Source organism: Nosocomiicoccus ampullae (assembly GCF_001696685.1).
Classification (GTDB): Bacteria; Bacillota; Bacilli; order Staphylococcales; family Salinicoccaceae; genus Nosocomiicoccus; species Nosocomiicoccus ampullae_A.
On the sequence record NZ_MBFG01000012.1, the window covers coordinates 31,742 to 43,596 of the forward strand.

Below are 11,855 nucleotides of genomic sequence, written 5' to 3' on the forward strand. Positions count from 1 at the left end.
GTCAAAAATGACTGTTAAATGAAGTAGTAGTCATGTTACAGTGAACGTACGAACAATGAGGGGAATTAGTATTATGATGAAAAATTGGCAAGTCATAATTTATGCATTTGTAGGTGCATTATTTACTGGTGGAATTATATTTTCAATTACGAGCGTAATTACGCAAGAAAATCCACTCAGTTACGTCCTAATATTTGCATTATTGTTAGTACTATTCATTCTATTTACACTGTTACTATTTTCATATAAAAAACACCGTCCGAGTGTAGAAGACATGACAGACGACCGTGAATAATCACGGTCGTTTTTAATTTTGTGCGTACGGTGGGTGTAATTGTCAACGTAATGAGATGTCCTTTGACGTAAAAATGATTTGCGTAAAATAGTTTTTCATCTTTTAATGCAAAATGGATTTGCGTCCAATCAGTTCCGTATATGTTAACGCAAATGCTCTAATCGTTAAATAAAAGTAGCATGCTTTAACAGAAAAGCAATTTGCGTTAAATAGTTTTTCATCTTTTAATATAAAATGGATTTGCGTAAAAGAGATAGTCCGTACGTTGACACAATTCTCGTAATTGTCAACGTAATCAGACACTCGTTTACACAAATGCGTTTTGCGTAAAATAAAGCTATAACGACGCACCATCACCAAATAAAAAGGCCGTAGTTTCGAACTCTTATGAGTCGTTAACTACGGTCGTTTTTATTAGCTTAAAATTAAATCTGTCAGTTCTTCTTTTGATAAATTACCGAAGTAATAGTTTAAATCGATTTCTGCTAATCGTCCTAATAGATCTTCTCGTTTCACTTTTGTGCCGATTAAGTGCGCGCTCACATCGTCGATTTGTCCTTGGCCGAAGAAGTCACCGTAGATTTGGCATTTGTCGATACGACCTTCGACGATTTCTAAACTGATATCGATCGTTCCAGCAGTCGTACGGCCATCTCTTTGATAACTATAGTTTGGAGAGTTACCATAGTTCCAGTCCCAGTTTTTATATTTCTTTTCGACGAGTTCATCGATTTTCTGCCAGTCTTCGTCAGTTAGTTCGTAGCGTTTTGCTTCATCTACAGATTGAATATTGAGAAGTTCTTTAATGATGAGGTCTTTAAATTCATCTGTCGTAACATTTTGAAGTTCTGGTTTTAAATGTTCGCGAATGCTCGTTACGCGACTTCTTACAGATTTAATACCTTTTGATTCGATTTTCTTTTGATTCGGATTTAATGACTCAAGCATACGTTCAGGGTGAATGTCGAGTAGTAGAGAGAAACCACCGTATACGCGCCCGTGTGATTTTGTCATCGCTGCACCTGATACTTTTTTACCGTCGATTAAAAGATCATTTCGTCCGCTTTGCTCGACATTTTTAACTCCGAGATTTTTCAGAGCTTGAATGACAGGGGCGTACATTTTCTTGTAGTCACCGTATATTCCACTGTCTTCAGGGATTAAGAAACAAACGTTTACAGCACCTTCATCGACGAGTACTGCTCCGCCTCCAGTGTCACGGCGTACGACGATAATGCCGTTTTCGTCTAAATATTCTTGGTTCACTTCTGCACGAGCATTTTGGAAACGTCCGATTTCAATTTTAGGTTGGCAATAATACGGAAATATAATTCCTTCATCTAAAAATATATTTTCATTGACATATACTTGCATTGCGAGTGCGTATGCACCGTCGTCTACATATTTTCCGTTACGAAATGGTTCAATTAGATACATGTTGTTGCTCCTTTAAAATGTGATTTGCTTTGACAATCGTCGTTTGAATATCATCTGTTAAAGCGATCGACTGCTCTTTAATATCATCAGGAATTCGGTATGATTTTTGGTTCATCGTAACAAATTTAGCGTCTTTATTTTGACATGTGAATCGCCAAAACGGATGTTTGATAAACTGCGGCGTCGTATAGCCGACACCGATTTCTAAATAGATGACTTTTCCGGATTTATGCTCGTTAAGAAACGCTTCGTATCGCGCTTTTTGCTCGAAGAAGTGTGGACTTTCGACCATGCCTTTTTCGGCGTTACGTTTGTTAATCTCTAACTTTGCGTTACATTTTGGACAAGACGGAATTAGGTCGTATGGTACTTTCATATCTTGTTGTTGTTCGACCATTTTTAACATCATTTCGTCATCTCGGTACGTCTCGTTATGGCAAAACTGACTACACTGCATTAACGCATATTCACCTTGATAGTAGAATACTTTATCCATATCATAGTCTGCTTTATAAAAAGCGTTATCTGCGTTTGTCGTAATGACAAAGTACGGTGTATGTTCGAGCATTTCTTTAAGTGCTACATACGATTTACCGACCGGTTGATCGATATAATTTAGCTTGACGAAGCGACTTTGAAACGCCCAATACTCTTCAGTCGTCGGAAAGTCAAAAAGACTCGCTTGTAACATGTCGAACCATCCGTACTTTTCAATAAAATCTGGAAAGTTCTTTTTAAAACGGTCACCGACGTATGTAAAGCCGTCTGAAGCGGACATCCCAGCACCGACGCCAACGACGACAGCGTCTGCATCTTTTATAAGAGAAGCGAGTGTTTCACTGTCTGAATGTGTGTTGTAGTTCCAAGTAGACATAGCATTTCCTTTCTAACGTAATATGTTGTTGTATATCATTTCATCTTCATCGGAAAATACGTTAAAGATGACTTTTAAATTAGAGTTTGTTTCTTCTAAATAGTCTTTGACTGTGTGTGTCGCAATTTCAGCTGCGAGTAGTTTAGGGAAACGAAATACACCTGTAGAAATGCTACAAAACGCGACGCTCTCTAAATTATGCTGATCCGCAAGTTTAAGGACACTTAGATAACATTGTTTGAGTAAATCTTGCTGCATTTTTGAAGGTGCGTCTCCTTTAATATACGGACCAACTGTGTGAAATACGTATTTTGAAGGTAAGTTGTAAGCATTCGTTATTTTCGCGCGACCGACCGCTTCTTTACGACCTTGTGCTTCCATAATTTCGTGACATTCATAGCGTAGTTGAATCCCAGCTTTCGTGTGGATGATATTATCAATACACGCGTGTCCCTTTATAAAACAGCCGAGTAAATCAGCGTTCGCGGCATTCACAATACCGTCGACAGCGAGTGTTGTTATATCACCTTTAAACATATAGATTTGTCTTTCGACTTCTTCTAAATCTTTAAGATGAACAACCGTATCGTTAAATGACTTTAAAAACTCATCTTGAATGCGTAAAAATTTCTCAGGTAAAGGCTTTGGTTTACGCACGTTGACGAGTTCACGGTATAACGTAAATGCATGTTCAAAATCTCTCGCAGGTGTATGTGCTAAGTTTTTTTCATCTTGTAAATAATATATTAAATCATTTACTTCGTTTAGTGTCATAACATAAAACCCTCTTTACTAGAAAAAAAGCTTACAATTAAAAATTGTAAGCGATCTAACATTATTGTGCGTCGTCTAACGCATTAAATGCATCTTCATCGACGTCTGTCAGTTTTACAACCCAGCTTTCGTTTGCGTCTGAAGCGTTTAAAATTTCTGGTGTGTCGATTGCTTTTGTATTTCGTTCAACGACTGTCCCAGCAAGTGGTGACATTAAGTCTAATACTGTTTTAGAACCTTCTAATTCAAGTAGTGAGTCGCCTTTTTTAACGACGTCCTCTTTACTGAACTGAACGTATCCAACTGTTCCGATATCATCTTGAAGTTCAGGCGTTAACACTAATGTATAAGTGTCTCCATCTTTATCGATCCATAAGTAGTTTGCTGTTTTTCTCATAAAAAACATCCTTTCTAAATTTTCGAATTTATAAATTAAATGCCTCGTGTATTAACGTGAGTGCATGTTTTCTATTGTTAAATCCTGGCATTAGCGGAATGATGAGTAATTCATCAGCTGAAAGTTCGTTTTGAATATCCAATAGATTTGCTTTTACCGTTTCTTTTGACCCGACGACCATACGTGTCCGGTTGGCTTTCATACGCTTCAGTTCATCATCTGTATAATCATAGGCTTTCGCTGTTTCTATAGATGGGAAGTATTCGAACTCGTTAAAGTTATTTTTACCGAGTAGCCATACGTCTAAAGCATTCGCGAGTGTCTCGGCTTTTTCATCCGTATCTGAGATGACGACGAAAACTGCTGCAATAGTGACAGGTGTTTCGTTCGTTTTTGACGGTTGAAACATTTCTTTAAATTGCTTTATTGCCCGTCGTCCAGTTGGTATTTTATCGGTAGATGCATACGGAAATAACCCGAAAATATACCCGACACCGAGTTTCGCTGCGAGTTTCGCTGAACGTTCACTCGTACTTAGCATCCACATAGAAGGCGCTGAAGATGTTTCAGGGTGAACGGTAATGTTTGACGCATTAGTTAAATGTTGTTGCAACGTATCGACATGATGTTCGTAGTCAAAATCAGCTTTTTTCGTATCCATTGCACGTTGTACTTTAGCTGTACCGAACGTATTACCAAAGCCTAAGTTCACACGTCCACAGTGAAAAGCTTCTAACATACGAAAGTTTTCTGCAACTTTTAACGGACTGTAATGCGGCAACATAACACCAGCTGAACCAATTTGAATGTCGTTTGTTTCATCGAGTAGTTTCATCATCAATAGTTCTGGTGAACTGCTTGCAAATGATTTTACATCGTGATGCTCTGCGACGAAGAATCGACTGAAATTTAATGCTTCAGCATGTTGAGCGAGTTCGATTGCTTCTTTCACTGCAGTTACTGCATCTTTCCCTTCATCGATCACTGCGTAATCAAGGACGCTTATTTTAACGATGATGATCAATCCTTTTAAATTAAAATTAATGTATGAAGCATATATAATTATAGTCGCACTGAATTTTATAGTCAAAGAAAGCATATGGTATGCTAGAATGACAAACTTACAATTAAAGGAGTAAGAAAATGAACGAAAAATACGAACCGCTATTTGAACCATTTCAACTGCCGAATGGTGACGTCATTGATAACCGTTTTGTATTGTCTCCAATGATTACAAATTCATCGACTAAAGACGGGGAAGTAACGACTGAAGATGTCTTATATCACGAACGACGCAGCAAGTCTGCGCCGATTCTCGTAACAGGGGCTGCGTATATCGAACCGTACGGTCAACTGTTTGAATACGGGTATAGCGTTGCAGATGATAAAAAAATTGAAGGATTAAAAAAACTCGCACAAGCGATGAAACAGTCTGGTGGAAAAGCGATATTACAACTCACACATGCTGGACGTTTTTCTAACCAAGCAATTTTAGATTTAGGCGTCGTTTATGGACCGAGTTTTATGGAATTAAATGTGCCAGTAAAACACCAAGTGTTGCCGATGTCTAAACGTAAAATCGACATGGTGATTGATAATTACCGCGAGGCAACTAAGCGCGCAATTGAAGCGGGATTTGATGGTGTTGAAGTATCAGCTGCACAACGATTACTCATTCAAACATTTTTCTCTAAATTTTCAAATGAGCGTGACGACGAATATGGTAGTAAAACGTTAGAAGACCGATCACGATTTGGTTTAGAAGTATATCAAGCTGTTGCAGATGTTATTGAAACTCACGCGCCAAAAGACTTTATGCTCGGCTTTAGAGGGACGCCTGAAGAAACAAGGGGTAGTGACGTCGGTTATACAGTTGAAGAGTTTTTACAATTCGTAGATGCACTCGAATCTATTCGACCGCTCGACTATTTAGCAATCGCAAGTTGGGGTCGAAACATTTATAAAGCGACGGTCCGTGCACAAGGTGAAAACGAAGGTGAATACGTCAATAAGATTGTCTATGATCACGTGAAAGGGAAAATCCCACTTATGGTTACTGGAGGTATTAACACGCCAGAAAAAGCACTAGAAGCATTACAATTTGGCGATATGGTCGGAATGTCGAGCCCATTTATTACCGAACCAGATTTCGTAAATAAGTTAAAAGCAGGTCACGAATCAGATATTACACTTCAGTTTGAGATTGACGAGTTAGAAGACTTAAAAATTCCACGTGCAGCTTTTAAAGACATCGTTAGAATGATGGATTACGGCGAAGGGCTACCAAAAGAGACGCGCGATGAGTTAAGACGTATGGCAGAAGATAAAGAATAAGAAATTTCTTGGGAAATATTTAATCTACACGAAAGTAGGAGTCGTATGGAGCTATCCATTGAAAAATTAACCGTTCAATTTAATACGTTTTTGCTCAATATCAATGAACTTCATTTTAATGATGGGTTAAATATCATTATCGGGGGTAACGGTAGTGGGAAAACGACGCTTTTAAATGGTTTAATCGGCTATCAATATAGTGAGAGAGATGTATTGTTTAACGATGCACCGTTTCATTTAAAAGAGCACGTCACATATATCCCGCAACTTTTAAATCGCCCTGACATGACAGTTAAAGACTTCGCCGAGTTAACGAGTCAAAAAAGTAGCGATGATTTACTGAAACGTTTTTCTTTATACGATTTAAAAGATACATCCGTATCTCATATTTCGGGTGGGGAGTTTAAGCGTGCGGTATTTGTCCAAGCAGTGTTAGAAAATAAACCGATACTTATCTTCGATGAACTTGAAGAAGGACTCGACGTCAAATATAAAAAAGAGATGTTTGACTATATAAAAGAATTATCAAAAGAAAAAATCGTTATTATGAACGTGCATGATCTCACGCTCGTATTACAATATGCAGATAAAGTAATCGGAATGAAAAAAGGTGAAGTCGCATTTACGACTTCACCAGAATGTATCACAGAATATAATTTAACGAATATCTTTAACGTACCACTCGAAATTATTGAGTATGGCCGTAAGCGACTTATTGTTTTGTAACTAAAATCGCACCGATTGCACCACTATATTCACCGTTTTCGATGATGTGTGGTTTTATTCCTTTTAGTGAACCGTAACTATGGATAACTGACTGCATGACGTCGTTATCTTTTAACGTCGAACCGATGAGCACTAGATCGTTCGTTTTAAATCCTTGAGCGAGCGTTACACCAAATGAAATCGCACCTTCAGCGACCATCCCGATGACAGAAGCGAGTTTATCTGCATCTGTAGCAGTCGTATGATGGTGTGGTTCAACGCGTGCAAAGTTACTTGCAGTTAGTTCCGGCGTTAACGGTTTTGGAACAGGACCGTCTTTAAAAATATGTTTTACTTTTAAGTCTAACGTATCACGGTTTCCTTGTTTTGCTGTTTCTACAATTTCCTCAAACGTCTCATAACCTGTAAGTAGTTGTGATAACCCCATTAACGTACCACCACCGATACCAGTACCACCGACGCGGCGCTGAATGTTATTTTCGACGACGTGAAAACTTGTTCCCGTTCCGATGTTTAAGTAAGCGAAGCGATCTAAAGGGATATTTTGTTGCTCCATTAAATATGTCAGACCAGTAAACGCTGCGTCGAATTCAATTTGTAAATGCGACTCGTGCTTCACATGTTCTGATATGTAAACACTGCCGCCTCCAGTTAAGTATAGTGTGACGTCTTCTTCGTCGTTTAGCTCTTGAATGAGCATATCTACTTCAGTCGTTGGACGGCTACTATATTCATATGTACCATCGTCATACATTTTGACGACTTTCGTTAACGTACCACCCGCATCAATTCCTATTTTCATCGTTATCCTCCATATAAAATAAACTTAGCACCCTCTATTATATGGGTGCTAAGCAATTATTGTAAACTATTAAAATTGTTTATGTTCTTCTTTTGCGTTGTCACTGTGTCGGCGTCTTGCGAGTGCTTTGTTTGGCTCTCTTCGCATACTCTTAATAACACTAAATATCATTAAGATAAGAACGATCGCAAACGGTAGACCAGCGAGTAAGCTTGCTGCTTGTAAACTTGTCAGTCCACCAGCTAAAATCAGTGCGACTGTTAATACTCCGAGTAATACTCCCCATAACACTTTCATGCGTATCGGTGGATTTTCAGTATCACCAAGACTCATTCCAGATACGATAAACGTTGCAGAGTCTGCAGACGTTACTAAGAATAAGAAGATGAGTAAAATCGCAACGATTGACGTTAACGTTGTAAATGGCATCGTATTTAATAACTCAAATAATGCGCGTGTTTCATCTTGTTGAACGATTGACGCGATATCTGTGTTTTTAAATAAGTCAGAGTAAATCGCAGTTCCTCCGAGGGCACCAACCCATAAGAATGATAAAATCGGTGGGACGATTAAAATACCAGCGACGTATTCACGAATCGTACGACCACGTGATACACGTGCGACGAATGAACCGATAAATGGACTCCAAGCAATTACCCATGCCCAGTAGAATACTGTCCATCCTCTTGTCCAATCTCTCGCGTTATATGGTTCGGCACGTAGTGAGTAACCGACATAATTCGATAAATAATCTCCGAGACCTAAAACGATAGATTCCATAATGAAGCTAAACGGACCGAAGATAATCATGAATACTGTTAAGAATAATGCGAGTACCATGTTCATCGTACTAAAGAACTTCATCCCTTTTTCTAGACCGATTACTGTCGATAAGATGAATACCGTTGTCATAAGTACCGTTAAAATAATTTGAGTGACAGGGCCTTGAGGTAATCCAAATGCGTGGTTTAACCCACCATCCATTTGTAAAATACCGAGACCGACTGACGTCGCCATCCCTGTAATTGTCGCGATAATTGCGAGCGTATCGATCGAATTACGACCGAGTTTACTATAGTTAAACCCAAAAATAGGTTCGAGTGACGTAGAAATTAACCCGTCACGCTTTTTACGATATTGGAAGTAACCAATCGCAAGTCCAGCAACTCCGAAAATTGACCACTGTGAAATTCCCCAGTGGAAATACGTATAACCCATTGCGATTCTCGCAGCTTCAGCATCTTGAATTGGGCCACCTAAAAACGGTGCTTCCACGAAGTGTTGCATCGGTTCAGCAACTCCGAAGAATACGAGTCCAACTCCAAGACCACTCGAGAATAACATACCGATCCAAGGCCAAAAGGCAAATTCTGGCTCAGAATCGTCATCACCGAGCTTAATACGACCGTATGGTGAGAGTGCTAAGAATATAAGTAACACACCAAATCCGAATACGAGAAGTAAGAAGAACCAAGTGAAGTTTTGAGAAATAAATTCATAAATTGCTTCAGAAGCTGCCTGGAATCTGCCAGGGATAACCATCGCAATAATTGATGCGACAATGATTATCGTCGCTGAAGTCCAAAAGACTGTTCCGAGTTCAAGTTTAGAGAACCCCTTACGCTTATGTTGATTCGTGTTTTTATTTGACACGATAAAATTTCCTCCTTATTGTCCAATGATTTATTATTACCCTAATCATTATGAAATAAACACTATTTTTTACGGGTTTTATTTTCAAAATATCATATGCTGCACTATGAAAAATGCTTGCATTATAATAGTATTGAATGTAATATACTTTTGATTGTGCAATGAATGATATGAAAGGATATCAAATTATGAGATTAGATGAGTTTACAAAAGAAATGATCGACGAACAAGCGTTTATTGATATGGCTTATATTTACTTAGATGATTTAGAAAAAGAAACTGATTTATATTCAATTATCGACAAATTCCAAGAAATCGGTGGATATACTGAGAAAGAAATCGAAAATCGTATTTTACAATTTTATACAGACTTAAATACAGATGGTCGTTTTGTTTCTACTGAAGACGGTGTATGGGGTCTTAGAAAATGGTTCACGGTGGATGACATCAACGACAAAATTGCACCGACGGTTCATAAGTTTGAAGTCGTCGACAATGAACTTGATGAATTCGACGAACTTGACGAAGAACTTGACGATGAAGACATCGAAGATATCGACGAAGAAGACGATGAGGATATCGATGAAGCTATTGATGATGAAGACATCGACACTACGGATTTAAACATCGATGAAGGCGATACGCTCGAAGATGATTACGGTGACGGAGACGACTATTAAATTATTGACAAATTCCGTAATCGTGCTATTATTTTAATTGGGCTCCCTTATTTTAGGGATACAGTGAACGAGCTCCTTTCCAAGCGCATTTGGGAGGGAGATTTTTTTATTTATAGGAGGAATCTTACTTGACTAAGTATATTTTTGTAACAGGTGGCGTTGTATCTTCTCTTGGTAAAGGTATTACGGCTGCATCACTCGGTAGAATTTTAAAAGCACGTGGATTTAAAGTAACAGTTCAAAAGTTTGATCCATACTTAAACGTTGACCCAGGTGAAATGAGCCCGTTTCAACATGGGGAAGTTTTTGTCACAGATGATGGTGCAGAAACGGATTTAGATTTAGGACACTATGAACGATTTATCGACATTACAGTAAACAAATACTCAAGCGCTACAGCAGGTAAGATTTATTCAGAAGTGTTACGAAAAGAGCGTAACGGAGATTACTTTGGAGGAACTGTACAAGTCATTCCTCACATTACAAACGAAATTAAATCGAGAATGTTACGTAACGGTGAAAAGACAGATGCTGAAATCGTCATTACTGAAATTGGCGGAACGACAGGTGACATCGAAGGATTACCGTTTATTGAAGCTATTCGTCAGTTAAGAACACAACTCGGTAGAGAAAATGTCATGTTTATTCATTGTACGTTACTACCATATATTAAAGCAGCAGGCGAAATGAAAACTAAACCGACGCAACATAGTGTTAAAGAATTACGTGGTTTAGGTATTCAACCAGATATGATCGTCGTACGTACAGAGTATGAAATGACAGAAGACTTACGTAACAAGATCGCATTATTCTCAGACGTCAGTGTAGAAAACGTCATCGAAGCAAAAGATGAAGACACAATTTATAACATCGTGTTAAGTATACAAGATCAAAACATGGATGATATCGTCCTTAAAACATTAGGTTTAGAGAGTAAACGTGAAGCAAACTTAGACGACTGGGTACAAGTATTAGAAAACATCCGCAACTTAAATCAAAAAGTGAAAATCGGTATCGTCGGTAAGTATGTCGAACTTCAAGATGCGTATCTTTCAATCGTTGAATCTTTAAACCATGCAGGATTTGAAGAGTTAACAGAAATTGAAATCGACTGGATTTATGCAAAAGACGTAACGGATAAAAATGTCGATGAAATACTCGGTGGATTAGACGGAATCGTCGTTCCAGGAGGATTTGGAGATCAAGGTATTGAAGGTAAACTTGAAACGTTACGTTACGCACGTGAAACAGGTAAACCAGTACTTGGAATTAGTTTAGGAATGCAGTTAATGGCAATTGAAGCGGCGAGAAACATCTTAGGTATGAAAGATGCGAACTCTACAGAAATCGATCCAACAACACATGATCCAATCATTACTTTAATGAGTGAAGATGCGGAGCTACTTGACCGTGAACATTCATTAAGAATTGGAAGCTATGACTCAGTCGTAGTAGAGGACACACTCGCTTCAAAACTGTATGGTGTGAAAGATATAAGCGAACGTCATCGTCACCGCTTTGAATTCAATAACGAATACGAAGAAAATATTAAAGACGCAGGACTTACATTCAGTGGAATGAGTGAAGATGGTAAATATAAAGAGATTATCGAAATTACAGAACATCCGTTTTATATCGGTGCAGTCTTCCACCCAGAATTTAAGTCAAGACCTACTAGACCACATCCATTATTTAAAGGATTAGTTGAAGCGGCTTTAAAAGAAAAAGAAAATAACGAGCAATAATAAAACGGCGTGCAGTGCACGCCGTTTTTTGCTTTGTGGCGTTACGTCCATATAATTGTGTAAAATAGAAAAAAGAGCCATCGCATTCTCTGTTATAATTTAGTTACCAACAAAAATTAACAGGGAGAGAATACAAAT

At 38.3% G+C, this 11,855-nt stretch carries 12 protein-coding genes; 5 read left to right on the plus strand and 7 right to left on the minus strand.

All coding sequences use genetic code 11. The features are described 5' to 3' along the window. Positions 1-73: 73 nt before the first annotated feature. Positions 74-295: a hypothetical protein gene (locus BBS29_RS06135; RefSeq protein ID WP_068130203.1), complete on the plus strand. Its 222-nt coding sequence runs from the start codon at positions 74-76 to the stop codon at positions 293-295. Between the two features lie 414 nt (positions 296-709). Here BBS29_RS06135 and BBS29_RS06140 read toward each other — a convergent pair whose 3' ends face one another. From BBS29_RS06140 to BBS29_RS06160, 5 genes are all read right to left on the minus strand, one after another. Beyond that, positions 710-1,732, minus strand: coding sequence for a lipoate--protein ligase (locus BBS29_RS06140; RefSeq protein WP_068130204.1), 1,023 nt, complete (start codon positions 1,730-1,732; stop codon positions 710-712). Then, the gene (locus BBS29_RS06145) at positions 1,719-2,606 is read right to left on the minus strand and encodes an SIR2 family NAD-dependent protein deacylase (RefSeq protein WP_068130207.1); all 888 of its coding nucleotides are present in this window, start codon (positions 2,604-2,606) and stop codon (positions 1,719-1,721) included. Before BBS29_RS06145 ends, BBS29_RS06140 begins: the two co-directional genes overlap by 14 nt. A 12-nt stretch (positions 2,607-2,618) precedes the next feature. Further along, complete coding sequence (locus BBS29_RS06150) at positions 2,619-3,380, minus strand: protein-ADP-ribose hydrolase (RefSeq protein WP_068130211.1); 762 nt, start codon at positions 3,378-3,380, stop codon at positions 2,619-2,621. A gap of 61 nt (positions 3,381-3,441) precedes the next feature. Beyond that, positions 3,442-3,777 carry a glycine cleavage system protein H gene (locus BBS29_RS06155; RefSeq protein ID WP_068130215.1) on the minus strand — a complete coding sequence of 112 codons (336 nt, stop codon included), beginning with the start codon at positions 3,775-3,777 and terminating at the stop codon, positions 3,442-3,444. Positions 3,778-3,805: 28 nt separating this feature from the next. Continuing rightward, positions 3,806-4,801: an MsnO8 family LLM class oxidoreductase gene (locus BBS29_RS06160; RefSeq protein ID WP_218836842.1), complete on the minus strand. Its 996-nt coding sequence runs from the start codon at positions 4,799-4,801 to the stop codon at positions 3,806-3,808. 119 nt (positions 4,802-4,920) lie between these two features. On the opposite strand from BBS29_RS06160, the gene BBS29_RS06165 reads away from it, so the two are divergent. Both BBS29_RS06165 and BBS29_RS06170 read left to right on the plus strand, forming a co-directional pair. Continuing rightward, positions 4,921-6,111, plus strand: coding sequence for an NADH-dependent flavin oxidoreductase (locus BBS29_RS06165; RefSeq protein ID WP_068130217.1), 1,191 nt, complete (start codon positions 4,921-4,923; stop codon positions 6,109-6,111). A 45-nt stretch (positions 6,112-6,156) separates the two neighbouring features. Next, complete coding sequence (locus tag BBS29_RS06170) at positions 6,157-6,837, plus strand: ATP-binding cassette domain-containing protein (RefSeq protein WP_068130219.1); 681 nt, start codon at positions 6,157-6,159, stop codon at positions 6,835-6,837. Here BBS29_RS06170 and coaW read toward each other — a convergent pair. Then, positions 6,824-7,639: a type II pantothenate kinase gene (coaW, locus tag BBS29_RS06175; RefSeq protein WP_068130222.1), complete on the minus strand. Its 816-nt coding sequence runs from the start codon at positions 7,637-7,639 to the stop codon at positions 6,824-6,826. The two genes, BBS29_RS06170 and coaW, sit on opposite strands and share 14 nt — an antisense overlap. Before the next feature lie 69 nt (positions 7,640-7,708). Then, positions 7,709-9,292, minus strand: a complete 1,584-nt coding sequence (locus BBS29_RS06180; protein WP_083286840.1) for a BCCT family transporter — start codon at positions 9,290-9,292, stop codon at positions 7,709-7,711. A 188-nt stretch (positions 9,293-9,480) separates the two neighbouring features. Here BBS29_RS06180 and rpoE point away from each other — a divergent pair, with 188 nt between their 5' ends. Continuing rightward, complete coding sequence (gene rpoE / locus BBS29_RS06185) at positions 9,481-9,972, plus strand: DNA-directed RNA polymerase subunit delta (RefSeq protein WP_068130226.1); 492 nt, start codon at positions 9,481-9,483, stop codon at positions 9,970-9,972. A 128-nt stretch (positions 9,973-10,100) separates the two neighbouring features. Then, positions 10,101-11,717, plus strand: a complete 1,617-nt coding sequence (locus tag BBS29_RS06190; RefSeq protein ID WP_068130229.1) for a CTP synthase — start codon at positions 10,101-10,103, stop codon at positions 11,715-11,717. Positions 11,718-11,855: the final 138 nt, after the last annotated feature.

Excerpts from the sequence above, each read along its gene's own strand:
- BBS29_RS06135 (WP_068130203.1), top strand. The coding sequence starts at position 74 with ATGATGAAAAATTGGCAAGTCATAATTTATGCATTTGTAGGTGCATTA.
- BBS29_RS06140 (WP_068130204.1), bottom strand. The coding sequence starts at position 1,732 with ATGTATCTAATTGAACCATTTCGTAACGGAAAATATGTAGACGACGGT.
- BBS29_RS06145 (WP_068130207.1), bottom strand. The coding sequence starts at position 2,606 with ATGTCTACTTGGAACTACAACACACATTCAGACAGTGAAACACTCGCT.
- BBS29_RS06150 (WP_068130211.1), bottom strand. The coding sequence starts at position 3,380 with ATGACACTAAACGAAGTAAATGATTTAATATATTATTTACAAGATGAA.
- BBS29_RS06155 (WP_068130215.1), bottom strand. The coding sequence starts at position 3,777 with ATGAGAAAAACAGCAAACTACTTATGGATCGATAAAGATGGAGACACT.
- BBS29_RS06165 (WP_068130217.1), top strand. The coding sequence starts at position 4,921 with ATGAACGAAAAATACGAACCGCTATTTGAACCATTTCAACTGCCGAAT.
- BBS29_RS06170 (WP_068130219.1), top strand. The coding sequence starts at position 6,157 with ATGGAGCTATCCATTGAAAAATTAACCGTTCAATTTAATACGTTTTTG.
- coaW (WP_068130222.1), bottom strand. The coding sequence starts at position 7,639 with ATGAAAATAGGAATTGATGCGGGTGGTACGTTAACGAAAGTCGTCAAA.
- rpoE (WP_068130226.1), top strand. The coding sequence starts at position 9,481 with ATGAGATTAGATGAGTTTACAAAAGAAATGATCGACGAACAAGCGTTT.